Below are 23,624 nucleotides of genomic sequence, written 5' to 3'. Positions count from 1 at the left end.
CAACGCCCCGCATAAGCGAGGCGTTGTTTTTAGAGCAGACGCTGATTACTTGGTAGCGGCGTCTTGTTTTGCTGGATCTTTGATTGCGAGCAGTTCCAGGTCGAATACCAGCACCGAGTTGGCTGGAATCGCCGGGCTTGGGCTTTGGGCGCCGTAAGCCAGTTCGCTAGGAATGTACAATTTGTACTTCTCGCCAACGTGCATCAGCTGCAGGCCTTCGACCCAACCCGGAATCACACCGCTAACCGGCAAATCGATCGGGCTGCCACGCTCGACGGAACTGTCGAAAACGGTGCCGTTGGTCAGGGTGCCGGTGTAGTGAACGGTCACTACGTCGGTCGGCTTAGGCTGTGCGCCATCAGCTTTCTTGACCACTTCATACTGCAGGCCCGAAGCAGTGGTGGTTACACCGGCTTTCTTGGCGTTGTCTTCGAGGAATTTCTTGCCAGCGGATGCCGACTCTTCGCTCATTTTGGCCATACGCTCTTCAGCACGCTTCTGCAGTGCTGCGAAGGCTTCGACCAGCTCGTCATCCTTCAGCTTCTGTTCTTTCTTGCCGACGGCATCTTCGATGCCTTGGGCTACGGCTTTGGAGTCCAGATCATCCATGCCTTCCTGAGCCAGGCTCTTGCCCATGTTCAGGCCAATCCCGTAGGAAGCTTTTTGCGCCGGGGTTTTCAGCTCTACGCTGGTCTGCGAATCACAACCCGCAAGTACCAGGCTAACCAGGGCCACCGCCGCCGCCAACCGATGCTGTTTCATGCTATTTCCTTGTTCATGCGCCTAAAGGGCAATCGAATAAAGCCGCGAGCTTATCAGGCGGCCACGACCAATGGCTACCGGCATGAGAGCAGGAAACTTCTGATAAGTTCAGGTGTTTTAACGCATTTCGGGAATGGGATGATGAAGCTTCTGTCATCTTGCGCTCACAGAGACCGATACCGGATCCCCCAGCATCTGGCGTAATGGCCACTTGCCGCACCTCAGGTGCTGAGGCATAAGGGAGCTATAAATCGACAAGGACGTTTATCTTGCGCCTCTTCATCCGCTTGCTGGTTCTGCTCGCAGTTCTGCTGGGGCTGGGCCTCGCCGTGGCTCTGTACTACGTCGCCAACCCGAAACTGCCGGCCTGGTCACCTGTGCAGCAGGTGCACTACCTGGAGCAATGGAGCGCCACCGACCGCGAGATTTACTACTTCACGCCCCAGGGCACTCAGGTCAAAGGCTTGCGCTATGACTGGTTCAAGGCCCTCGAACTACCGTTCTCGCAACAGCGATTCGCCGCTCCCGAATACCTCGCCCGCTTCGGTTTTCTGATCGACCCCAGCCAGAGACCCACACCGAACAACCCCGGCAATCTGCCCGTGGGTTTTGCCCGTCATCAAAACCCTGGAAGCCAGGACGAGTTTCTGGACATTACCTGCGCCGCCTGCCACACCGGCGAACTGCGCTTTAACGGCCAGGCCGTGCGCATCGATGGCGGTTCGGCGCAGCACGTTCTGCCATCCAGCGTTCCTACGTTGCGCGGCGGCAGTTTCGGGCAAGCGCTGGTAGCGAGTCTGACGTCGACTTACTACAACCCGTGGAAATTCGAACGTTTCGCACGCAACGCATTGGGCCAGGACTACGAGGCCCGGCATCAACAACTGCGCAAAGACGTCAAAGTCTCGCTCGACACCTTCTTGAAGGTGGCCTGGAACGACACCCATCGCGGGCTCTATCCCACCGAAGAAGGCCCCGGCCGCACCGACGCTTTCGGGCGCATTGCCAACGCCAGTTTTGGCGATGCGATTTCCCCCGCCAACTACCGCGTCGCCAACGCTCCGGTCGACTATCCGCAACTGTGGGACATGTGGACCTTCGACTGGGTGCAGTGGAACGGTTCGGCGCAGCAACCGATGGCCCGCAACATCGGCGAGGCCTTGGGGGTGGGCGCCACGCTGAATTTCTTCGACGCTAACGGCCAACCGCTTAAAGGAGACGCCCGTTATCCGTCCAGTGTCCGCTTGCGCGATCTGCACCTGATCGAACAAACCCTGCAACGGCTCAAACCACCGGCCTGGCCGGAAGAACTGCTGGGCGCCATCGACAAAACCCAGGCCGCAAAAGGTCGCGAATTATTCACCGAGAACTGCGCCGGCTGCCATGTACCTCGATCGGTCCAAAGCGACGGGCGCTGGGTGCAACAATTGAAAATGCTGCCCGTGGAGTTCATCGGCACAGACCCGGGCGCGGCCAATAACATCGCCGACCATCGCTTCGACCTCACAGCCTTGAAATGGGACCCGGCAGAGCTGGCGCAGCTGGATGTTCAGTTGCAGCCGACGCCCACTGAATCGCTGGATTTGAGCAAGCTCTCATCGGCTAAAGGGTTGGCCTACGTCACCGCTTTCGTCGGAAACCGGGCCTTCCGTGAAGCAAACATTCCTACGGCAGAACGACCGGGCATGGATGGCTTCGGCCTGCCGATTGGCGTGCGCGAATTGCGCGCCTACAAGGCGCGGCCATTGGCGGGAATCTGGGCCACCGCACCGTTTCTGCATAACGGTTCGGTGCCGAGCATTTATCAGCTGCTCTCGCCCCAGGATGAACGTGCAACCACCTTCTACAAGGGCACTTTCGAGTACGACCCGAGTCACCTCGGCTATCGCACCGAGGCTTTCACCAATGGATTTTTGTTCGACACGCGCATCACCGGCAATCACAACAGCGGCCATGAATTCCGGGCAGGCGAGCGTGGCAATGGCGTCATCGGTCGCCTGCTGCAGCCGGAAGAGCGCTGGGCGCTACTGGAGTATCTGAAAGTGTTGGGCGGTCCATTGGAGGCACAATTGCCATGAGCAGACTCTGGATGCGTTTTGGCGCTTTTCTCGGCAAAACCCTGCTGTGGTTGCTGGGCCTTGGATTGCTCGGCTGGGCGCTGGCCACGGCGTGGTTCGCCTGGCAGCACAGCGGCCCGGTTTCGGCTGAAGAACTGATTCCGGATGGCGAATCAGCGATGACCCAAGACATCATCCAGACCGCCGTGCGCATCGTCGATCAGCACCGTGAAAGCACTCGCTACCTGCGCGACGCCCATGCCAAGGCCCATGGCTGCGTGAAGGCCGAGGTTCAGGTGCTGCCGGATCTGGCGGGCGAACTGCGTCTGGGTGTGTTCAGCGAACCCGGCAAAACCTGGCAAGCGACGATGCGGCTGTCCAACGGCAATGCCTACCCGCAGTTCGACAGCATCCGCGATGCACGGGGCATGGCGATCAAATTGATCGATGTGCCCGGTAAACAACTGCTGCATGACCAACAGAGTCGTGGTGAACAGGACTTCGTGATGTTCAGCCATCCGAATTTCTTCGTCAGTGATGTCGCCGAGTATCGTCAGAATGTAGCCGCACAGGCTGACGGCAAGAAGCTGATGGCGTTCTTTCCAGGTTGGGACCCGCAGACCTGGCAGGTTCGCCATTTGTTTATCGCGCTGGCGACACTTTCACCCGCCCCGGAAAGCCCGACTCAGACGACTTACTTTTCGGTTTCGCCCTACAAATTCGGCGAAGCCAATGCCAAGTTCCGCGTCATGCCCGATCCGGCAAGCTGCCCGACTTACACCCTGCCTGCGCAAAACCAGAAGTTGCCGAACTTCCTGCGCAATGCGTTGAACCAGCAACTGTCGACCGACCGGATGCAGGCCTGCTTCGTCCTGCAGATTCAGCGCCAGGACCCGGCCAAGTACATGCCGATCGAAGACACGAGCATTGAGTGGCAGCAAAGCGATGCCCTGTTCGAGACCGTGGCGCGGATCAAAGTACCCGCCCAGGACTTTGATACGCCTGCGCTGAACGTGCAATGCGATAACCAGTCATTCAACCCGTGGTTTGGCCTTGAGGCTCATCGCCCCATTGGCGGCATCAACCGGTTGCGCAAAGCGGTGTATGAAGCCGTGAGCGACTACCGGCACAGCCGCAACGCCGAACGATAAGAAGGCAGAACGAAAAAAACGACCCAAAGGTCGCTTTCTGGGTGGAGCCTCGGCAGAGGCCAAACCCCAGACAGCAAAAAGCCCGCATTTAGCGGGCTTTCTGTGGTGACCTGGCGTTCAGCGTTCCAGGTTACCTAATATGGCGCAGCGGACGGGACTCGAACCCGCGACCCCCGGCGTGACAGGCCGGTATTCTAACCGACTGAACTACCGCTGCGCGTAGCGTTGAAAGTAAGTGGTGGGTGATGACGGGATCGAACCGCCGACATTCTGCTTGTAAGGCAGACGCTCTCCCAGCTGAGCTAATCACCCTTTACCTTCGTTGCGGGGCGCATTGTGCCACAGATTTTCATAAAGTGTTGATTTAATTGAATAATTCTTCAAAAAATCTGAAAACCCATAAAACGACGCGACCTGCAGGAACAACTTACAAACTTTGGACAGAAAAAAACCCGCGTTAAGCGGGCTTTTCCGTGGTGACCTGGCGTTTAGCGTTCCAGATAACCGAATATGGCGCAGCGGACGGGACTCGAACCCGCGACCCCCGGCGTGACAGGCCGGTATTCTAACCGACTGAACTACCGCTGCGCGTAACACTGGAAGCGAATGGTGGGTGATGACGGGATCGAACCGCCGACATTCTGCTTGTAAGGCAGACGCTCTCCCAGCTGAGCTAATCACCCTTCACTTTCGGTGTGGCGCGCATTCTACGGAGCGACCACATCTCTGGCAAGCACTTTTTTAATTAATTTTTTCAGGCCTTCCAAAGGCTTAGAGAAGGGTTGGCCTATGGCGCCGCGAAGAGAATAATGCCCCCCTTTGTATAAAGGAGAGACTCGCCCCATGTGGTTCAAAAACCTGCTTATCTATCGCCTGACCCAAGATCTGCCTTTTGATGCCGAGGCGTTGGAAACTGCACTGGCCACCAAACTGGCGCGTTCATGTGCAAGCCAGGAGTTGACCACCTACGGTTTCGTCGCGCCATTCGGCAAGGGCGAAGATGCTCCGCTGGTGCACATCAGCGGCGACTTCCTGCTGATCGCCGCGCGTAAAGAAGAGCGCATTCTGCCGGGCAGCGTCGTGCGTGACGCGGTGAAGGAAAAGGTCGAAGAGATCGAAGCCGAACAAATGCGCAAGGTCTACAAAAAGGAACGCGATCAGATCAAGGATGAAATCATCCAGGCCTTCCTGCCGCGCGCCTTTATTCGTCGTTCGTCGACTTTCGCTGCTATCGCGCCGAAACAGGGCCTGATCCTGGTCAATTCGGCCAGCCCGAAACGTGCCGAAGACCTGTTGTCCACCCTGCGTGAAGTCATCGGCACGCTGCCGGTACGTCCGCTGACCGTGAAGATGTCCCCTACCGCGACCATGACTGAATGGGTCACCACCCAGAAAGCCGCGGACGATTTCTTCGTGCTGGACGAGTGCGAGCTGCGTGATACCCACGAAGACGGCGGCATCGTGCGTTGCAAGCGCCAGGACCTGACCAGCGAAGAAATCCAGCTGCACCTGAGCACCGGCAAAGTGGTCACTCAGCTGTCGCTGGCCTGGCAAGACAAGCTGTCTTTCGTGCTTGACGACAAGATGGTGGTCAAGCGCCTGAAGTTCGAAGACCTGCTGCAAGACCAGGCGGAACAGGACGGTGGCGAAGAAGCCCTCGGCCAACTGGACGCCAGCTTCACCCTGATGATGCTGACCTTCGGCGACTTCCTGCCGGCGCTGGTTGAAGCGCTGGGCGGCGAAGAGACTCCGCAGGGGATCTAAAGGCTTGTGATGTCTACTAATGTGGGAGCGGGCTTGCTCGCGAAAGCGGACTGACAGTCGACTTCGATGTTGAATGTTATGACGCCTTCGCGAGCAAGCCCGCTCCCACATTGGATCTGTGTTGGTATTGAATAATAAGGATCAGGCCATGCGCGCACTGGCTGCATTGAGTCGTTTTGTCGGCAACACCTTCGCTTACTGGGTACTGATTTTCGCCGTCGTGGCGTTCCTGCAACCGACCTGGTTCATCGGCCTGAAGGGCGCGATCGTGCCGCTGTTGGGCCTGGTGATGTTCGGCATGGGCCTGACCCTCAAACTTGAAGACTTCGCCGAAGTCGCTCGCCATCCATGGCGCGTGGCCCTGGGCGTGGTTGCGCATTTCGTGATCATGCCCGGTGTGGCGTGGTTGCTTTGCCAGGCGTTCCACTTGCCGCCGGAGATCGCTGTCGGCGTCATCCTGGTCGGCTGCTGCCCTAGCGGCACCTCGTCGAACGTGATGACCTGGCTGGCCCGCGGCGATCTGGCGCTGTCGGTGGCCATCGCCGCTGTCACCACCCTCCTCGCCCCGCTGCTGACTCCGGCTCTGATCTGGTTGCTGGCCTCAGCCTGGTTGCCGGTGTCGTTCATGGAGCTGTTCTGGTCGATCCTGCAAGTGGTGCTGTTGCCGATCGTGCTTGGCGTGGTTGCCCAGCGTCTGCTGGGTGATCGGGTTCGCCACGCGGTGGAGGTGCTGCCGCTGATCTCGGTGGTGAGCATCGTCATTATCGTCACAGCCGTGGTGGCCGCCAGCCAGGCGAAGATTGCCGAATCCGGCCTGCTGATCATGGCCGTGGTGATGCTGCATAACAGCTTCGGCTATCTGCTGGGTTACTTCACCGGGAGGCTGTTCAAGTTGCCACTGGCCCAGCGTAAATCCCTGGCGCTGGAAGTCGGCATGCAGAACTCCGGGTTGGGTGCGGCCCTGGCCAGTGCACACTTCTCACCGCTGGCGGCGGTGCCGAGTGCGTTGTTCAGCGTCTGGCACAACATCTCCGGGGCGCTGCTCTCGACGTATTTCCGCCGGATGAGCGAGAAAGAAGATCGGAAAACTGCGGCGCAGCAGGCTATCGACTGATCCGAAAACTTGATCCTCGGGTTAATGATGGGCACTCTATTGTGCAACGCGAGGACGACCTCGCGGCTCGATCGAGTCATTAATCTGGGGACGACCCCGTCAATCGATGGAGGTCTCTCATGTCCTGGATCATTCTGTTTTTCGCCGGCCTGTTCGAAGTTGGCTGGGCCGTCGGCCTGAAATACACCGATGGCTTCAGCCGCCCTCTCCCCACCGCATTGACCGTTGCCGCCATGGCCATCAGCCTTGGCTTGCTGGGCCTTGCCATGAAGGAATTGCCGCTGGGCACGGCCTACGCGATCTGGACGGGTGTCGGTGCGGTCGGGACGGTAATTGCCGGGATCATTCTGTTTGGTGAATCCATGGCGCTGTTCAGGCTCGCCAGCGTGGCATTGATCATTTCCGGGCTGGTCGGGCTGAAGATCAGCGCCTGACTGATTGCTGTCATTACGAAAAAGCCCGCCCCCCTTTCGATACAGACAGGGGGAGCAGGCTTTTTCAATGGCGTGTATTAAACGATCAGCTCTCGGCCATCGCCATGCGTCCACGCGCGACAGGAGCCTTTTCCGCATGCTCAAGCTGCATGCAGCGCTCCAGGAACAGGAACATGTAGTCGTAGCTCTTGCAGACCGCCTGACGCAATTCCACTTGCAGGGATTTGCTTGGGTTCATGCCCGCCAGCGTGCAGATGATTTCCAGGGCTTCCCACGGGTGGGCATCGTCGTACTGGGCATGCATCTTCAACCACTTCATGGCCCGCTTGCGATCTTCCTCGGGGAATGATGCCGCGTAGACGCCACTGGAACAGACCAGCGCCGACCACTCCCCGGTCGCACCTTCAATGGCGTAGTTGGTGGCGGCAATGGCAACGATCAGCGAATCCGACGAACTGGTGTGCCAGCACCAGTGGCTCAAGGCGTGAAGTTCAGGGGCAACCTTTTGCGCTTGCAAATCTTCCAGGCTGACACCGTGAGCACGGCTCCAGTGCACCCAGTAATCGGCATGGTTCAATTCGACGCGTATGTTACGCATCAGCCAGCGACGTGCCATGTCTTCACCTGGATGGCGGGCAAAGCGAGTCTTGGTCAGGTTCTGTGCCATATATAACGCGAACTGTTCGACTACCGGCCAGCCACCAATCAAGTACTGGCGCATGGTCTTTGCACTGAGTTTGTTATCACGCAGACGCTGATACAGTTCGTGTTCGACAACCCGGCGTTTGCTCTCGCTGCAATCCTGGATCAGGCGTTGAGCCCAGGCGGGATAACTTGCAGCTTCCATGAGTGGTCCGGTTCGGTTGAATGTGTCGATCACTGTCGAGCTCCTTTTGATTGTGATTATTAAGGATCAGCAAGAGATTTCAACGGAACGTGCCAGGCGCCTTGAACAACAAAGGCTGAGGCCTGGCTGGACGACTTTGTAAACTGTCGCAGGTAAACAAATGCGGGCGTTCAATAACATACCCTTGAGCGTAATCCACCCCGATCTCCAGCAATGCCTGCTCGATCTGGGGTGTTTCAACAAACTCGGCAATCGTACGCTTACCCATAACATGACCGATGTGATTGATCACTTCGACCATGGCGCGGTTAATCGGGTCGTCCAGCATATCCTTTACGAAACTCCCGTCGATCTTCAAGAAGTCTACAGGTAAATGTTTCAAGTATGCGAATGAGGACATTCCGGCGCAAAAGTCATCCAGTGAAAAGTGGCAACCTAAACCTTTGAGTTCATTAATAAATCTGATTGCACTTCCGAGATTGGAAATAGCACTGGTTTCAGTGATTTCAAAACAAATCATTTCAGGCGGTATGGAGTAAGTAACAAACTGTTCACGCAGGAAGTGCAGAAACGCCTCATCTCCGATAGTTGTGCCTGACAGATTAATCGCACACATGGCCAATGGTCCTTTGTGCTGTTCGGCTATGCATTGGGCAATGATCTTGAAAACGTTTTGTACAACCCAGCGGTCAAGGGACGTCATCAGACCATAACGCTCAGCAGCCGGAATAAAACTGTTGGGCAAAATCATGCGTCCGGCTTCGTCATGCAGGCGCAACAGAATTTCGATATGTCCACCGCCCTTCTCGATATGACCAAGGGGCGCGATTTCCTGGGCGTACAGACAGAAGCGGTCTTCTTCCAGCGCCATGTGCAAGCGCTGCACCCAAGCCATCTCGCCGAAGCGCAGGGACAGTTCCGAATCGTCGGCGTGATAGACCTGAACCCGATTACGGCCTTTTTCCTTTGCCATGTAGCAAGCCATATCAGCAGCGCGTAGCGAGGCTTCGAGAGTGGTCGGATTCTGAGCGACGTGAACCAGCCCGATGCTCACAGTGGTCACGAACGGCCGGCCTTTCCAGACGAAGTGCAGGTTCTGCACGGTCTGCCGCAGGCTCTCAGCGATTTTCTCAGCGGCTTCCGGGGCGCAGTTCTCCAGCAGGATGCCAAACTCGTCGCCACCCAACCGGGCCAGGGTATCGCCTTCGCGCAAACCGGATTGCAACAAGGCGCAGATATGCCGCAGCAACTCGTCACCGGCCGCATGGCCGCTGGTATCGTTGACGAGTTTGAACTGATCCAGATCGAGGAACATCAGCGCATGGCGCCCCGACTGCCGCGTCAGGATGTGCAGCGCCTGCTCCAGGCGATATTCGAACTCGCGGCGGTTGGCGAGCCCGGTCAAGGCGTCGTGGGTCGCCTGCCAGGATAAATTGGCAATGTACTGTCTCTCCTGGGTCATATCGTGCAGCACCAGCACCGTGCCGCTGACCTTGCCGGCATTGCGGATCGGCGCACCGACCAGGGTGACCGAAACCGTGCTGCCATCCAGGCGCTGAATCAATTTGGAGTGTTCGCTGCCACTACTGAGCTGTCCGCTCAAAATATGCTCGATCAGCGTGAAGCCATCGGCCTGAGCGCTCTCGTCCAGCAGATTGAACAGCGCCGCCAGCGGCAAACCCGTCGCCTGTTCGGCCTTCCAGTGGGTCAGCGCCTCGGCGGCCGGGTTCATGTAGGCGATCGCGCCTTCGACATTCGTGGTGATCACGCCATCGCCAATCGATTGCAGGGTGATCTGCGCTCGGTCCTTCTCCAACTGCAGGGCCTCGGCGAACGCATTGCGGTGCTTGAGCAGTTTGTGGGTGCGCATCAAGGCCAGCGCAATCAAGCCCAGGGCGGTGGCGAGGTTGGTCACCAGCAGCAGCCGCAGGATCACCCGTGAACCTTCGCCCAAGGCATCGCTGAAGGCTTTCGCCGCCGGTGTCACACCATCGTTGATGGCGAATATCTGGTCTTTCCAGCGCTTGATGTCAGCCTCGGCGGCGTGATTGACAGGAATGTGCTGATGCATTTCCTTCGCAACGTCATCGAGTTGCACCAGGTACGCGTCGCCCACCGTCCAAAGGTCGATGGCTTTTTCGAGGTAACTGAAGTGCCGGAAATTGAGGTAAAGCCAGATCACACTGGAGACGTCATCCGGGTGATTTCCCCCCTTTAGAATCGCCACCCGTGCCGCTTCGATGTTCGGTGGCCGATGATCCAGCGCCACACGCAACTCGTGGCCCCCCTGCGGTACGGCGATGGCGTTTTGGTATTTGAGGAAAATCGTCTCGTCGCGGTTGTCGGCGTAGAGATTGAGGTAATAGATGGCGTCTTTTTGGCCTTTGGACCACAGGCTTTCACCGGCAACGTAGCCGCGAACCGCCGACAGAACATACAGGCTGACACCACCCAGCAAGGCTTGAAATAACACGACGGCAATAAATGGCCAGACGATGCCCAACAACCGTGGCGTTCCGAGAGTCCGCGCTTGATTCATGAGGTCCCTTGTTTTAGCACTGCCAGATCATCATCCAACGTGATCGCTACAGCTAGACTAGGGTGCGTTCTTGATCCCGGCAAGCGAGTAGCCGCTCCCGCTGCGAGGAAGTGTCTATAAGTCGCTGTTTTTTTGGAGCGCAGCAGACAAACAAAGGAAATAACAGCTCCACGGCAAGACTTTCCCTCACCGATCTATATACCGCCCCGCCCTTCTTTCTATCGCTTGTAATCGGACCCGCACTCCATCGCCCTTGAGCGATGTGCTGCTGTGCGCATTGGCTAGTGCTGCTGCAAATGCCCATAAAGCTTGGCGTACAACCCCCCATCAGCAATCAACTGCTGATGGTCGCCATCCTCGGCAATTTGTCCGCCATCAAACACCAGCACCCGATCAGCCTGCTTCACCGCGGACAACCGGTGCGCAATGATCAGCGTGGTGCGGTTGCTCAGGAACCGCGCCAACGCCTGGTGCAGGTTGTATTCGGTGGCTGCATCCAGCGCTGAGGTGGCTTCGTCGAGGATCACCACTTTGGGCTCGGCCAACACCATCCGCGCAATCGCCAGGCGTTGGCGCTGCCCGCCGGACAAGCGCACGCCGGAACGTCCGACGATGCTGTCCAGGCCGTTGGGCAACTCACGAACCGTGTGGTGCAGCTGAGCAATCTCCAAAGCCTGCCAGCAGGCTTCGTCGCTGCGTTCGCGGCCCATGGTCAGGTTGGCGCGCACGGTGTCGTTGAACAGCGCCGGATGTTGCAAGACCACGGCGACATTTTCCCGCACGGTTTCCAGGCCGATCTCTTGCTGGGTCGAGCCGCCGAAGCGGATCGTCCCGGCGAGCGGCGTGTACAGGCCCAGCAGCAACTGCACCAGAGTACTTTTGCCGCCACCGCTGGCGCCGACAATCGCGACCTTTTCGCCGGGGGCGATCGACAGGTTCATCTGGTTCAACACCAGCTCGTCGCCGTAACCGAAACTCAATCCCTGGACTTCGATGCCCACGGTTTCGCGACCGTTGAACGGGTCGACACCGCCCGGGTATTCAGGCTCATCGGCCCGGGCCAGCAACTCGTTGATCCGCGACAGCGCGCCGTCGGCCGCGTAATAGGCGTACTGCAGATTGAGCAGCTGTTCCACCGGACCGATCATGAACCACAGGTAGCTGAACACCGCGAGCATCTGGCCGATGGACAGGTCGGAAAACAGCACGGTGAGCATCGCCGCCGCACGGAAAATATCGATGCCGAACTGGAACAGCAAGCCGCTGGCACGGTTCGAGGCATCGGTTTTCCACTGCGAGTTCACCGCGTAATCGCGCACTTCCCGGGCGCGTTGACCCAGGCGCCCAAGGAAAAAGCCCTGACGGTTGCCGGCACGCACTTCCTGAATGGAATCGAGGGTTTCGGTGAGTGCCTGGGTAAAGCGCGAGGTGCTGTCGTTCTCGAGTTTCTTCAGGTGCTTGACCCGTTTGCCCAACTGCACGGTGGCATAGATCACCAACGGGTTGAACAGCAGGATCAGCAACGCCAGCTTCCAGTGCATCCACATCAGGATGGAGGCGGTACCGACCAGGGTCAGCATGGCCACAAGGAAACGACTGAGGGTTTCGCCGACGAATTTGTCCAGCGTGTCCAGGTCGGTCACCAGGTGCGTGGTGACCGTGCCGCTGCCCAGGCTTTCGTATTCACCCAGCGAAATGCGCTTGAGCCGTTCGATCAGCCGCACGCGGATGCGGTAGACGATGTCTTTGGCCAGCGCCGCGAACAACCGCGCCTGCACGACGTTGAACAGCAAAGCGGCGCACCGCAGTCCCAGCGTCACCAGCAACATCAGGCCGATGTAGCCCGCGGCTTTCTGCCAGTTTTCGGGCAATGCGTGGTTCATGAGCTTCAGTGCGGCGTCGCCGTGGCCCAGCAGCACTTCGTCGACCAGCAACGGCAAGAGCAAGGGAATCGGCACGCTGCACAGGGTTGCCAGCACCGCCACGCCGTTGGCGATCCACAGGGATTTTTTGTGATGCAGCGCCAGGCGACGGATTTCCGCCCAGCTCAGACGGTCGACACGCGAAGGAGCTGGCGCATCGTCGGGCAGATCATGCACAGGCAGCGCGCTCCAGCCAGCGGCCGAGCAACGGAGACAATACGCTGAGCGGCTGATAGCCATTGGTCAACAGCGCCAATTGACCATCACGCTCAGCCAGCAAGGTAGGGAAACCGGCAATGCCCAGGTCCTGGACCCAGGTGAAATCGGCCGCCGTCGCGGCGTGCTGATCGGCACGGTCGAACGCGGCGGCGAACTCGATACGCGGCAGACCGGCCTGCTCTGCCAACTCCACCAGAACACTGGCATGCGTGACATCGCGCCCTTCGGCGTAAAACGCGTGCTGAATCAGCCCGAGCAGTTTCCACGCGCAATCCGGCGCCAGGCTGCGCGCGGTCACCAGCGCCCGACAGGCAGGTTCGGTGTCGTAGACAAACCCGTCGGGCAACGCGCCTTCCAGCTTGAACGGTTGACCCGTGGCTTCGGTGACCGCTTGCCAATGCTCAAGGATGTAGCGCCGGGTGGTCGGCTCCAGCGCGGAGCCGCTGCCGGTACGCAAACCGCCCACCACCAGGTGCACATCCACCCCCGCTGCTTGCGCCTGCTCGACCAGCGCGTTGGCCACCGGCGCGAAGCCCCAGCACCAGGAACACATCGGGTCCATCACATAGAGCAGGCGTTGCGCAGACATGGTTCAAGCCTCGGAAGGAGTTTGCTTGTAGTTGTAGCCGATCGGATGAGGCAGGTTGCGAGCCTTGGCCAGTTCGATCTGCTTTTGCCGGTCGATGGCACTGCGACGGGTCTTCTCGCTCAGCTTATCCCAGCAATGCGGGCAACTGATGCCGGCCACGTAATGCTCGGATGTGCGGTCTTCGACGCTGATCGGTGTACGACAGGCATGACATTGATCGTAGTCGCCTTCGCTGAGGTCGTGACGAACGGTCACGCGGTTATCGAACACGAAGCAGTCGCCCTGCCATTTGGTTTCTTCCTGCGGCACCTCTTCGAGGTACTTCAGAATGCCGCCCTTGAGGTGATAAACCTCGTCGAAGCCCTGGCTGAGCATATAGCTCGACGCCTTTTCACAACGAATGCCACCGGTGCAGAACATCGCGACTTTCTTGTGCACGGCCGGGTCGAAATGGGCTTTGATGTAGTCGGGGAATTCGCGAAAACTGGTGGTCTTCGGGTCGATGGCGCCTTCGAAGGTGCCGATCGAGACTTCGTAGTCGTTGCGAGTGTCGATCAACAGCACTTCCGGATCACTGATCAGCGCGTTCCAGTTCTCTGGATCGACGTAAGTGCCGACCTTCTTGTTCGGGTCCACGCCTTCGACGCCGAGGGTGACGATTTCTTTCTTGAGTTTGACCTTGGTGCGATAGAACGGCTGGTCGTCGCAGTACGACTCTTTGTGGTCGATGTCGTCCATGCGTGGGTCGTTCTTGAGCCAGGCCATTAGCCCGTCAATGCCTTCGCGGCTGCCGGACACTGTGCCGTTGATGCCTTCTTCGGCGATCAGCAGGGTGCCTTTGATGCCGTTGTCGACCATCGCTTGCAGCAGTGGCTCGCGCAGGGCGACGTAATCTTCCAGGGTGACGAACTTATACAGTGCCGCCACGACAATCTGTTGTGTCATGGGTGATTCTCCAGGTGGCTACCCTCGTAAGGGGTGAACCGGATGCGAAAAAAAACGCGCCGGGTGAGCGGCGCGTTGCGGATTCTAGCAAAAAACCGATGCTTAATGCTTGCTGCCGCCAGCACAGGTCGGCGAGGCCGGAGCCGCGTCGATCTGTGCCCACTCCTCTGGCGTGTAGGTATGCAGCGCCAACGCATGGAACTCGCCCATCAGCTCGCCGAGCGTGCCGTAGACTTTTTGGTGACGCTTGACCCGGTTAAGCCCTTCGAACTGCTGGCTGACCACCACGGCCTTGAAGTGAGTCTGCAACCCACGGCTGTGCATGTGGCTTTCATCCAGCACTTGCAGATGCTGCGGCTGCAACAGGCCCAGCGTCGATTCGATGCGTTGTTGCATGGTCATACCGAACTCCGCTTAAGGCTTTTTCTTGGCTGGAGCGGCGGCGCCTTTAGGCTCCAGCTCGGCCGTCATGTCAGCCAGCAGTTTGTTGACCACAGGCACGGCGCTTTCCAGCTTGGCTTGAGTCATCTGGGCCGATTGCTGAGTCAGCTGCGGCATTTTTTCCAGGACTTTCTTGCCCAGTGGCGACTGGTAGAACGCGACCAGGTCTTTCAGCTCGGATTCGCTGAAGTTGGTGGTGTAGAGCTTGACCATGTCCGGCTTCAGCTTGTTCCAGCCAATGGCTTGGTCCAGCGCGGCGTTGGCTTTGGCCTGGTAGGTTTCCAGCAAGGCTTTTTTCGACGCAGGGGCTTTGGTTTGTTCAAAGCGTTGAGCGAACATTTGCTGCACTTGCATGTACACCGGAGTGCCCAATTTGTCAGCGTGCGCCAGGGTCAGGAAAGCTTCGGCACTGGCGTTGTGGCTGGCAGTATCGGCAAAAACAGGGCCGCTGGCGCAAACCAGTGCAACCGCGGTACAGATGGCACGAAGACGAGTCATCGAGTTTCCTTTTCTAGCAGGCGAGGTCATTACCCCAAGGGCGACCATTCTGCACCTAAAAAAGTGTGTCACTCAACCCCAAGCCTTGTCTGGCCTGATTTAGAGGGGTTGAATGGTCAAAAACCAGACTGATGGAACCACGGCCGGCGATCACGGCCTAAACTGCGCTATCAGACCTACAGGAGTGTGCATGATGAGCCGTATCGAAACCGACAGCCTTGGCCAGGTGGAAGTCCCGGATGAAGCCTACTGGGGCGCTCAGACGCAACGCTCGCTGATTAACTTCGCCATCGGCAACGAAAAAATGCCGCTGGCGGTGCTGCATGCCCTGGCGCTGATCAAGAAAGCCGCGGCGCGGGTCAATGACCGCAACGGTGACCTGCCCGCCGACATCGCCCGGCTGATCGAACAAGCCGCCGACGAAGTGCTCGACGGCAGCCATGACGACCAGTTCCCGCTGGTGGTTTGGCAGACCGGCAGCGGCACCCAGAGCAACATGAACGTCAACGAAGTGATCGCCGGTCGCGCCAACGAACTGGCCGGTAATGCTCGCGGCGGCAAGTCGCCGGTTCACCCTAACGATCACGTCAACCGCTCCCAGAGCTCTAACGACTGTTTCCCGACCGCCATGCACATCGCGGCAGCCCAGGCAGTGCAACAGCAATTGCTGCCGGCGATCAACGAACTGTCGGGCGGATTGGCCGAGCTGTCCGCGCGGCATATGAAACTGGTCAAGACCGGCCGCACCCACATGATGGACGCAACGCCGATCACCTTCGGTCAGGAACTGTCGGCGTTCATCGCGCAACTGGATTACGCCGAGCGGGCGATCCGCAGCGCGCTACCGGCCGTCTGTGAACTGGCCCAGGGCGGCACCGCGGTCGGCACCGGGCTGAACTCGCCCCACGGTTTTGGCGAAGCCATCGCTGCCGAGCTGGCCGCCCTCTCCGGCCTGCCGTTCGTCACCGCACCCAACAAATTCGCCGCCCTGGCTGGCCATGAGCCGCTGACCACGCTGTCCGGCGCGCTGAAAACCCTCGCCGTGACCCTGATGAAAATCGCCAACGACCTGCGCCTGCTGGGCTCCGGGCCGCGAGCAGGCTTCGCCGAAGTCAAACTGCCGGCCAACGAACCGGGCAGCTCGATCATGCCGGGCAAGGTCAACCCGACTCAGTGCGAAGCGCTATCGATGCTTGCTTGTCAGGTATTGGGCAACGACGTCGCCATCGGGTTTGCAGCGAGTCAGGGGCACCTGCAACTGAACGTGTTCAAACCGGTGATCATCCACAACCTGCTGCAATCGATCCGCCTGCTGGGCGATGGCTGCAGCAACTTCCAGCAGCATTGCATCGCCGGCCTGGAACCGGATGCAGAGAAAATGGCTGAACATCTGGAGCGTGGGTTGATGTTGGTGACAGCGCTGAATCCGCACATTGGTTATGACAAATCGGCGGAGATCGCCAAAAAGGCTTACGCCGAAGGGCTGACCTTGCGTGAGGCGGCGTTGCAGTTGGGGTATCTGACGGATGAAGAGTTTGATGCGTGGGTAAGGCCGGAGAATATGCTGGAGGCGGGTGCCAAAGGTTAGATTTAAAGTGACGCAAAAAGATCGCAGCCTTCGGCAGCTCCTACACCGGTCTCTGTAGCTGCCGAAGGCTGCGATCTTTTGATCTTCAAGCCATCCGAACACGACGGGCCTTTAACCCCGCAATCAACGAAGGCCCCAACGCCACCAGCGCCGACCCCAGCACCACCAGCACCGCCCCGCCATAACCCAGACCATTGATCGTCTCGGCATGCACATAGTCCGGCCACATCCACGCGGCCACAGCCACCGCAGCAAACGTCACCAACGGCGTAATCGCCAACGTTGCACTGACCCGCGATGCCTCCCAATGCGCCAGAGCCTCGGCAAACGCGCCATAGGCGATCAGGGTGTTCATGCAGCACGCCAGCAGTAGCCAGCCTTGCAGCGGACTCAGTTGCAGCGCTTCCAGCGGATGCACCCACGGCGTCAGCAACATCGCGCAGAACAGGTAGATCACCATCATCACCTGCAGCGAATTCCACACCGTGAGCAATTGCTTCTGGCCCAAGGCGTAGAACGTCCAGACCGTGGACGCCAACAGCACCAACAGCACGCCGGCGGTGTAATCGGTCAGCGAGGTCAGCAACTCGGCGAGCCGCTGATTGAAAAACAGGGCAAAGCCGATCAACAGCACCAGCAGGCCAATCCCCTGCCCCACGCTGAACCGTTCCTTGAACACAAACAGACTGGCGATCAGCAACATGATCGGGCCCATCTGCACCACCAGTTGCGCGGTGCCGGGGCTAAGCAGGTTCAGGCCCATCAGGTACAGCACGTAGTTGCCCACCAGGCCGAGCACCGCCATCAACACCAACCAGCCTCCGCGCGGCCCCAACACTTTGCGGCTCGGCAGGCGTTTGGTCGCCGCCAGATAAATGAACAGGCAGCCGCCGGATACGATCAGGCGAAACCAGGTCACCGTCACCGGGTCCATCACCAGCAGCACTTGCTTGAGTTTGATCGGCAGGATTCCCCACAGCAGCGCGGTCACCAAGGCCAGGAACAGACCGTAAACCCAGCGACCCGATGAAATGTGCATTGCGAACCCCGAAGCCAAGTGGCGAGAAAGGTCATTCTAGGCTTAGCGCCGCTCGGCACACAGGGACAGTTGGGCGTTGGCCGCGAATGAAACTGTGCAGGTCGCACCATTAAATTGGCGCTATGCCGTCGATCGGTTGGCCAGGCGTTGCAAGTGGTTCATGCATAAGCTCATGGGATTCGCCAACAGGAACATTCCTAAGGAGATCGCCATGTACGGCAAGCGCGCCCAGGACAATGCCCCCGCCACTCACTTTCGCTGTGACCGGGTGTGTCGCGTGAATGGGAATTTGTATTTCAGCACCCGGGAAAACACCCTGGAGGGGCCGTTCGAAAACCCGGAGAAGTTGGCGCGGGAGGTACAGGCTTACATTGAGCGGATGCTGCTTTTGCGTATGAGCTTATAGACTGCGGCGCTGCCATCGCGAGCAAGCTCGCTCCCACAGTGATCTGATGTGCGACATAGATCCAATGTGGGAGCGAGCTTGCTCGCGATGGCGGTTAACCAGGCAACACAATTCTTGCAGTCTTAACGTACCGCTTCAAACAACCCGGTCGCACCCATTCCGCCACCCACACACATGGTGACGATGCCGTAACGCACGTTGCGGCGCTGCAATTCACGCACGAGATGCCCGACCTGACGCGAGCCGGTCATGCCGAACGGATGGCCGATGGAAATCGAGCCGCCATTGACGTTGTACTTGTCGTTATCAATCTCCAACCTAATGCGGCTGTACAGGCATTGCGAGGCGAACGCTTCGTTGAGTTCCCACAGATCAATGTCGGCAACCTGCAAACCCTTGGCCTTGAGCAACTTCGGCACCGAGAACACCGGGCCGATACCCATTTCATCCGGCTCGCAACCGGCCACGGTGAAACCACGGAAGAACGCCTTGGGCTTCAACCCCAGTTGCAGTGCTTTTTCCAGGCTCATCACCAGCGTCATCGACGCGCCATCGGACAGCTGCGAAGAATTGCCCGCCGTCACCGAACCGTCTTCGGCAAACACCGGTTTCAATCCCGCCAGGCTTTCCAGGGTGGTGCCCGGGCGATTGCAGTCATCGTGATCGACGATGCCGTCAAGGATCTGCACCTGACCGGTGGCCTTGTCTTCAACGCGATACTTCACCGCCATCGGCACGATTTCATCGTCAAACAATCCATCGGCCTGAGCCTGAGCGGTACGTTGCTGACTTTGCAGCGCGTACAGATCCTGTTCTTCGCGGCTGACGTTGTAACGACGAGCGACGATTTCGGCGGTCTGGCCCATCGGAAAATAGATGCCGGGCACCTGCTCTTTGAGCAACGGATTGATCAGGTTGTCGGTGTTGATGCTTTTCATGGTCAGGCTGATGGACTCGACGCCACCGGCGACGATGATGTCGCTGCAACCCGAGGCGATCTGGTTGGCGGCGATGGCAATCGCCTGCAAGCCCGACGAGCAAAAACGGTTGAGGGTCATGCCGGCAGTGCCGGTGCCCAGGCGCGACAGCACCGCGATGTTGCGACCGATGTTGAAGCCCTGGCCACCTTCGTTGGAACCGGCACCGACGATGCAGTCCTCGACGCTGGCCGGATCGATGCCCGAACGCGCCAGCAGCGCATTGACGCAGTGGGCCGCCATGTCGTCCGGACGGGTCAGGTTGAACTTGCCGCGAAAGGATTTGGCCAGGCCGGTCCGCACGCTGTCGACGATCACCACTTCACGCATGGCATACCTCATTGTTGTTGTCGGTTGGGAGTGGACCGAGCATAAGTCCACTGCATTACCGACCGCGACAATCATTCACCCCGCGTATGCGTAACCATCGCTCACTTCTTGTGCTGTTTCACTTTCCTGTCGTGTTTGTCGGATTTTTCGAAAGCCTCTTCCAGCGCCAGATTGATGGTGCGCAGGACTTTGACCCGCGCCCAGCGCTTGTCATTGGCTTCCACCAGTGTCCAGAGCGAAATCTCAGTGCTGGTGCGATCAACCATGTCGCCGACCGCCGCGCGGTAATCGTCCCATTTGTCACGATTGCGCCAGTCATCTTCGGTGATCTTGAAACGCTTGAAGGGGATTTCTTCCCGGGCCTGGAAACGCTCCAGTTGCGTCTGCTTGTCGATGGCCAGCCAGAACTTGACCACGATCACTCCGGCCTCAGCGATCTGCTCTTCGAAATCATTGATTTCACTGTAGGCCCGCAACCAGTCCGCCGGTGGACAGAAGCCTTCGATGCGCTCCACCAGCACCCGCCCGTACCACGAACGATCGAACACCGTGAACTTGCCCTTGGCCGGGATATGCCGCCAGAACCGCCACAGATACGGCTGCGCCCGCTCCTCTTCAGTGGGTGCAGCAATCGGCACAATGCTGTACTGACGCGGATCGAGGGCCGCCGCGACCCGGCGGATCGCCCCGCCCTTGCCTGCCGCATCATTGCCTTCGAACACCGCCACCAAGGCGTGCCGACGCATGCGTTTGTCGCGCATCAGGCCGGAGAATCGTGCCTGTTCGGTAATCAATTGTTCTTCGTAATCGTCCTTGTCCAGGCGCTGGGTCATGTCGAGGCTGTCGAGCAGGTTGAACTGATCGATGCTGCTGCCCAAGGGCGCGGCGCTGACCTTGGCGGGGTGAATCCTGGGCCGCTTCAGAGCGCTTTGCAGGCCTTCGAGCAGGATCTTGCCCACCGCCAGGCTGCGGTAATGAGCGTCCACCCCTTCGATCACATGCCAAGGCGCGTAGTCGCGACTGGTACGGCGCAACACGTGTTCGCCGTACTTCACGAATTTGTCGTAGGTTTTCGATTGTTGCCAATCCAGTGGACTGATGCGCCAGCTGTGCAGCGGGTCATCCGCCAGGGCCTTGAGCCGCGCCTTCATTTGCTTCTTGGAGAGGTGGAACCAGAACTTGAAGATCAGTGCGCCTTCGTCGCAGAGCATTTTTTCAAAACGCTCGGACTGGTTGATCGCCTGATCCAGTACCGGGTCCTTGAACAAGCCATGAACCCGGCCTTGCAGCATTTGGCTGTACCAGTTGCCGAAGAAAATCCCCATGCGGCCCTTGGCCGGGAGCATCCGCCAGTAGCGCCAGGCCGGTGGCCGCGCCAGCTCTTCGTCAGTCTGCTGATCGAACGTGCGGACCTCGATCAAGCGTGGGTCCATCCATTCGTTGAGCAACTTGACCGTCTCGCCCTTGCCGGCGCCTTCGATGCCATTGATCAGAATGATCACCGGAAAGCGGCGCTGCTGGTGAAGTTCGAACTGCGCTTCGAGCAAGGCTTCACGCAGGACCGGCTCTTCGGCGTCGTAGGTTTCTTTGTCGATGGCGTGACCGATTTCGGCGGATTCGAACATGGGACGGCTCCTTCCAGGATTGAGCAAGACTAGCGGATTGGGCCGATAGTCAGCAGAGAAAATTCCCTGTGGTTTGGGCTTTTGTGGCGAGGGGGCTTGTCGGAACGCCGCATCGCCCCGTTGGGTCGCGAAGCGGCCCTGAAGCCAAACGACTCGGTCTGCCTGGCAAACCGCGTTTGCTGATTTCACGACTGCTACGCAGCCGAACGGGGGCAAGCCCCCTCGCCACAGAAAGCGCTCTCTCTTCACAAAAGTGACGATTGTCCCTGACGCCCCCAACCTGACACTTGCCATGGATCAAGCACCGCTCCGGCGATCGGCTAGAATGGCCGCCTTGCCGTTGCCGAGCCTGCCATGAAACCTGTATTGCCCCACGCCCAGCTCGACTGGGACGACCAAGGGCTCCCGCGTTCGCGGGTGTTCGATGATGTGTACTTTTCCGATCTGTCGGGGCTGGACGAAACCCGCTACGTGTTCCTCGAACAGAACGCTTTGCGTGAACGCTTCGCTGCGTTGCCAGCCGGCGGTCGACTGGTGATTGGCGAAACCGGTTTCGGCACCGGGCTGAATTTCCTTTGCGCCTGGCAGTTGTTCGAGCAGCACGCGGTGGCCGGAGCGCGGCTGCATTTTGTCAGTGTCGAAAAGTACCCGCTGAGCCTGCCCGATCTACAGCGTGCCTTGGCCTTGTGGCCGGAGCTCAAACCGTTTGCCGATCAACTGCTGACGCAATACATCGCAATCCACCAAGGCTTCCAGCGCCTGGTGCTGGACAACGGCCGCGTGACCCTGACCCTGCTGATCGGCGATGCGCTGGAGCAATTGCCACAACTCGACGCGCAGATCGATGCCTGGTTTCTCGACGGTTTTGCCCCGGCGAAAAACCCTGACATGTGGACCGCCGAGCTGTTCGCCGAACTGGCGCGTCTGGCGGCCCCCGGTTCGACCATCAGCACCTTCACCAGCACCGGTTGGGTGCGCCGCCTGCTGAATGCGGCGGGCTTCAAGATGAAGCGCACGCCCGGCATCGGCCACAAATGGGAGATTTTGCGGGGCGTGTTTCTCGGCTGGCCTGAAGAAGTCCCGGCGCCCGCCGCGGCCAAACCATGGTTCGCGCGCCCGACGCCACTGACCGGCGAACGTCGGGCACTGGTGATCGGCGCCGGCCTGGCCGGTTGCGCCACGGCCGCCAGTCTCGCGGCGCGGGGTTGGCAAGTCAGTCTGCTGGAGCGTCACGATGCGCTGGCGCAAGAAGCCTCGGGCAATCCTCAGGGCGTGCTGTACCTCAAGCTTTCGGCCCACGGTACGGCGTTATCGCAATTGATTGTCAGTGGTTTCGGTCACACCCGGCGCTTGCTTGAACATTTGCAACGGGGCGTCGACTGGGACGATTGCGGGGTCTTGCAACTGGCCTTCAACGCCAAGGAAGCCGAACGTCAGGCGCAATTGGCCGCCGCCTTTTCGCCAGACCTGGTGCACTTGCTCGATCAACCGCAAGCCCAGATTCAGGCCGGCATCGCCCTGGAGCACGGCGGATTATTCTTCCCGGAGGGCGGCTGGGTTCATCCGCCAGCGTTGTGCCATTGGCAGGCGTCTTCGGCGAACATTCAGTGGATGCCCCATCGCGATGTCCTGGAACTGCGCAAGGTTGATGATCAGTGGCAGGCCTGGGACGGTGATGATTTGCTGGCCAGTGCCCCTGTGGTGATTTTGGCCGGTGCCGCCGAGATCAAGCGTTTTCCACACAGCGCCGAGCTGCCCCTCAAACGCATTCGTGGCCAGATCACCCGACTGGCGCAAACCCCTGAAAGCCAGAGCCTGGCCACCGTCGTTTGTGCCGAAGGCTATGTGGCGCCGGCTCGACTGGGCGAACACACCCTCGGCGCCAGCTTCGACTTCAAGAGCGAGGACCTGACCCCAACCCTAGCCGAACACCTCGGCAACCTGGCTTTGCTCGAGGAGATCTCCCCCGACCTGGCCACGCGACTGCATGCACAGGCACTGGACCCGCAACAGCTTGAAGGACGCGCCGCGTTCCGCTGCACCAGTCCGGACTATCTGCCGATCGTTGGCCCGTTGGCTGAGCAAGTGGCCTTCGCCGATGCCTACGCCGTACTGAGCAAGGACGCCCGGCAAGTACCGGACATTCCCTGCCCGTGGCTTGAGGGTTTTTACGTCAACAGCGGCCACGGTTCTCGCGGCCTGATCACCGCGCCACTGTCGGGTGAATTGCTCGCGGCATGGGTCGAAAACGAACCGCTGCCCCTCCCCAGAATGGTCGCCGAGGCCTGCCACCCCAACCGTTTCGCCGTGCGCCAGTTAATCCGCGGAAAAGTCTGACGGCGCGCCTTATAACTTATCGGTCTAAAACTCCGGGGAT

Annotated in this window: 19 protein-coding genes and 4 tRNA genes; 8 read left to right on the top strand and 15 right to left on the bottom strand. The window is 59.2% G+C overall.

The genetic code is table 11. The features are described from left to right. Positions 1-45: 45 nt before the first annotated feature. Positions 46-762 (bottom strand): BamJ family beta-barrel-assembly machinery protein, encoded by a 717-nt coding sequence (gene bamJ / locus ACA059_RS08085; protein ID WP_497633349.1) that lies wholly within the window; start codon positions 760-762, stop codon positions 46-48. A gap of 269 nt (positions 763-1,031) precedes the next feature. On the opposite strand from bamJ, the gene ACA059_RS08080 reads away from it, so the two are divergent. Next, on the top strand, positions 1,032-2,840 hold the full coding sequence (locus tag ACA059_RS08080; protein ID WP_497633348.1) for a di-heme-cytochrome C peroxidase: 1,809 nt from the start codon (positions 1,032-1,034) through the stop codon (positions 2,838-2,840). After that, the gene (locus ACA059_RS08075) at positions 2,837-3,970 is read left to right on the top strand and encodes a catalase family protein (protein ID WP_497633347.1); all 1,134 of its coding nucleotides are present in this window, start codon (positions 2,837-2,839) and stop codon (positions 3,968-3,970) included. The genes ACA059_RS08080 and ACA059_RS08075 overlap by 4 nt, the downstream gene beginning before the upstream one ends. Before the next feature lie 140 nt (positions 3,971-4,110). Here the strand turns inward: ACA059_RS08075 and ACA059_RS08070 are convergent. The 4 genes from ACA059_RS08070 to ACA059_RS08055 form a co-directional block, all read right to left on the bottom strand. Further along, positions 4,111-4,187: transfer RNA gene (locus tag ACA059_RS08070), tRNA-Asp, on the bottom strand. Between the two features lie 19 nt (positions 4,188-4,206). After that, positions 4,207-4,282: transfer RNA gene (locus ACA059_RS08065), tRNA-Val, on the bottom strand. A 199-nt stretch (positions 4,283-4,481) separates the two neighbouring features. Further along, positions 4,482-4,558: transfer RNA gene (locus ACA059_RS08060), tRNA-Asp, on the bottom strand. A gap of 19 nt (positions 4,559-4,577) precedes the next feature. Then, positions 4,578-4,653, bottom strand: a tRNA-Val gene (locus ACA059_RS08055). Positions 4,654-4,813: 160 nt separating this feature from the next. On the opposite strand from ACA059_RS08055, the gene rdgC reads away from it, so the two are divergent. The 3 genes from rdgC to sugE all read left to right on the top strand — a co-directional run bounded on the left by rdgC (position 4,814) and on the right by sugE (position 7,282). Beyond that, a complete protein-coding gene (gene rdgC / locus ACA059_RS08050; RefSeq protein ID WP_046049133.1) occupies positions 4,814-5,734 on the top strand; it encodes a recombination-associated protein RdgC in 921 nt (306 codons plus the stop codon). 148 nt (positions 5,735-5,882) lie between these two features. Beyond that, entirely contained in the window at positions 5,883-6,848 is a 966-nt protein-coding gene (locus ACA059_RS08045; protein ID WP_497633346.1) for a bile acid:sodium symporter family protein, read from the top strand. 119 nt (positions 6,849-6,967) lie between these two features. Further along, positions 6,968-7,282, top strand: a complete 315-nt coding sequence (sugE, locus tag ACA059_RS08040; RefSeq protein WP_008151200.1) for a quaternary ammonium compound efflux SMR transporter SugE — start codon at positions 6,968-6,970, stop codon at positions 7,280-7,282. An 85-nt stretch (positions 7,283-7,367) separates the two neighbouring features. Here the strand turns inward: sugE and ACA059_RS08035 are convergent, their stop codons facing one another. The 7 genes from ACA059_RS08035 to ACA059_RS08005 form a co-directional block, all read right to left on the bottom strand. After that, complete coding sequence (locus tag ACA059_RS08035) at positions 7,368-8,129, bottom strand: iron-containing redox enzyme family protein (RefSeq protein ID WP_497633345.1); 762 nt, start codon at positions 8,127-8,129, stop codon at positions 7,368-7,370. A gap of 79 nt (positions 8,130-8,208) precedes the next feature. Beyond that, positions 8,209-10,668 (bottom strand): EAL domain-containing protein, encoded by a 2,460-nt coding sequence (locus ACA059_RS08030; protein WP_497633344.1) that lies wholly within the window; start codon positions 10,666-10,668, stop codon positions 8,209-8,211. A gap of 281 nt (positions 10,669-10,949) precedes the next feature. Next, entirely contained in the window at positions 10,950-12,767 is a 1,818-nt protein-coding gene (locus tag ACA059_RS08025; RefSeq protein ID WP_497633343.1) for an ABC transporter ATP-binding protein, read from the bottom strand. After that, on the bottom strand, positions 12,760-13,362 hold the full coding sequence (locus ACA059_RS08020; RefSeq protein WP_177338865.1) for a DsbA family protein: 603 nt from the start codon (positions 13,360-13,362) through the stop codon (positions 12,760-12,762). Before ACA059_RS08020 ends, ACA059_RS08025 begins: the two co-directional genes overlap by 8 nt. Before the next feature lie 39 nt (positions 13,363-13,401). Continuing rightward, positions 13,402-14,343, bottom strand: a complete 942-nt coding sequence (gene trhO / locus ACA059_RS08015) for an oxygen-dependent tRNA uridine(34) hydroxylase TrhO (RefSeq protein WP_150744462.1) — start codon at positions 14,341-14,343, stop codon at positions 13,402-13,404. Positions 14,344-14,445: 102 nt separating this feature from the next. Beyond that, positions 14,446-14,745, bottom strand: a complete 300-nt coding sequence (locus ACA059_RS08010) for a BolA family protein (RefSeq protein ID WP_008151216.1) — start codon at positions 14,743-14,745, stop codon at positions 14,446-14,448. A gap of 12 nt (positions 14,746-14,757) precedes the next feature. Further along, positions 14,758-15,282, bottom strand: coding sequence for a DUF2059 domain-containing protein (locus ACA059_RS08005; RefSeq protein ID WP_149629281.1), 525 nt, complete (start codon positions 15,280-15,282; stop codon positions 14,758-14,760). A gap of 193 nt (positions 15,283-15,475) precedes the next feature. Here ACA059_RS08005 and ACA059_RS08000 point away from each other — a divergent pair, with 193 nt between their 5' ends. After that, positions 15,476-16,870, top strand: coding sequence for a class II fumarate hydratase (locus tag ACA059_RS08000; RefSeq protein ID WP_123368995.1), 1,395 nt, complete (start codon positions 15,476-15,478; stop codon positions 16,868-16,870). 85 nt (positions 16,871-16,955) lie between these two features. Here the strand turns inward: ACA059_RS08000 and ACA059_RS07995 are convergent, their stop codons facing one another. Further along, the gene (locus ACA059_RS07995) at positions 16,956-17,909 is read right to left on the bottom strand and encodes a DMT family transporter (RefSeq protein WP_497633342.1); all 954 of its coding nucleotides are present in this window, start codon (positions 17,907-17,909) and stop codon (positions 16,956-16,958) included. A 211-nt stretch (positions 17,910-18,120) separates the two neighbouring features. On the opposite strand from ACA059_RS07995, the gene ACA059_RS07990 reads away from it, so the two are divergent. Further along, entirely contained in the window at positions 18,121-18,315 is a 195-nt protein-coding gene (locus tag ACA059_RS07990) for a DUF6316 family protein (RefSeq protein ID WP_497633341.1), read from the top strand. Between the two features lie 122 nt (positions 18,316-18,437). On the opposite strand, the gene ACA059_RS07985 is transcribed toward ACA059_RS07990, so the two are convergent. Both ACA059_RS07985 and pap read right to left on the bottom strand, forming a co-directional pair. Then, positions 18,438-19,622: a thiolase family protein gene (locus ACA059_RS07985; protein ID WP_497633340.1), complete on the bottom strand. Its 1,185-nt coding sequence runs from the start codon at positions 19,620-19,622 to the stop codon at positions 18,438-18,440. A 101-nt stretch (positions 19,623-19,723) separates the two neighbouring features. Next, positions 19,724-21,247, bottom strand: a complete 1,524-nt coding sequence (gene pap, locus ACA059_RS07980) for a polyphosphate:AMP phosphotransferase (RefSeq protein WP_497633339.1) — start codon at positions 21,245-21,247, stop codon at positions 19,724-19,726. 354 nt (positions 21,248-21,601) lie between these two features. On the opposite strand from pap, the gene mnmC reads away from it, so the two are divergent. Beyond that, the gene (gene mnmC / locus ACA059_RS07975; protein ID WP_497633338.1) at positions 21,602-23,584 is read left to right on the top strand and encodes a bifunctional tRNA (5-methylaminomethyl-2-thiouridine)(34)-methyltransferase MnmC2/FAD-dependent 5-carboxymethylaminomethyl-2-thiouridine(34) oxidoreductase MnmC1; all 1,983 of its coding nucleotides are present in this window, start codon (positions 21,602-21,604) and stop codon (positions 23,582-23,584) included. The last annotated feature ends 40 nt before the right edge of the window (positions 23,585-23,624 follow it).

It is taken from the genome of Pseudomonas sp. LBUM1647 (genome assembly GCF_059716175.1).
This window is presented reverse-complemented; position numbering and strand designations above follow the sequence as displayed.

What these genes read in the sequence shown, in the direction of transcription:
- pap (WP_497633339.1), bottom strand. Translation starts at nt 21,247, where the DNA reads ATGTTCGAATCCGCCGAAATCGGTCACGCCATCGACAAAGAAACCTAC.
- ACA059_RS08030 (WP_497633344.1), bottom strand. Translation starts at nt 10,668, where the DNA reads ATGAATCAAGCGCGGACTCTCGGAACGCCACGGTTGTTGGGCATCGTC.
- ACA059_RS08035 (WP_497633345.1), bottom strand. Translation starts at nt 8,129, where the DNA reads ATGGAAGCTGCAAGTTATCCCGCCTGGGCTCAACGCCTGATCCAGGAT.
- bamJ (WP_497633349.1), bottom strand. Translation starts at nt 762, where the DNA reads ATGAAACAGCATCGGTTGGCGGCGGCGGTGGCCCTGGTTAGCCTGGTA.
- ACA059_RS08000 (WP_123368995.1), top strand. Translation starts at nt 15,476, where the DNA reads ATGAGCCGTATCGAAACCGACAGCCTTGGCCAGGTGGAAGTCCCGGAT.
- ACA059_RS07990 (WP_497633341.1), top strand. Translation starts at nt 18,121, where the DNA reads ATGTACGGCAAGCGCGCCCAGGACAATGCCCCCGCCACTCACTTTCGC.
- ACA059_RS08020 (WP_177338865.1), bottom strand. Translation starts at nt 13,362, where the DNA reads ATGTGTTCCTGGTGCTGGGGCTTCGCGCCGGTGGCCAACGCGCTGGTC.
- sugE (WP_008151200.1), top strand. Translation starts at nt 6,968, where the DNA reads ATGTCCTGGATCATTCTGTTTTTCGCCGGCCTGTTCGAAGTTGGCTGG.
- trhO (WP_150744462.1), bottom strand. Translation starts at nt 14,343, where the DNA reads ATGACACAACAGATTGTCGTGGCGGCACTGTATAAGTTCGTCACCCTG.
- ACA059_RS08045 (WP_497633346.1), top strand. Translation starts at nt 5,883, where the DNA reads ATGCGCGCACTGGCTGCATTGAGTCGTTTTGTCGGCAACACCTTCGCT.
- mnmC (WP_497633338.1), top strand. Translation starts at nt 21,602, where the DNA reads ATGAAACCTGTATTGCCCCACGCCCAGCTCGACTGGGACGACCAAGGG.
- rdgC (WP_046049133.1), top strand. Translation starts at nt 4,814, where the DNA reads ATGTGGTTCAAAAACCTGCTTATCTATCGCCTGACCCAAGATCTGCCT.
- ACA059_RS08005 (WP_149629281.1), bottom strand. Translation starts at nt 15,282, where the DNA reads ATGACTCGTCTTCGTGCCATCTGTACCGCGGTTGCACTGGTTTGCGCC.
- ACA059_RS07995 (WP_497633342.1), bottom strand. Translation starts at nt 17,909, where the DNA reads ATGCACATTTCATCGGGTCGCTGGGTTTACGGTCTGTTCCTGGCCTTG.
- ACA059_RS08075 (WP_497633347.1), top strand. Translation starts at nt 2,837, where the DNA reads ATGAGCAGACTCTGGATGCGTTTTGGCGCTTTTCTCGGCAAAACCCTG.
- ACA059_RS07985 (WP_497633340.1), bottom strand. Translation starts at nt 19,622, where the DNA reads ATGCGTGAAGTGGTGATCGTCGACAGCGTGCGGACCGGCCTGGCCAAA.
- ACA059_RS08010 (WP_008151216.1), bottom strand. Translation starts at nt 14,745, where the DNA reads ATGACCATGCAACAACGCATCGAATCGACGCTGGGCCTGTTGCAGCCG.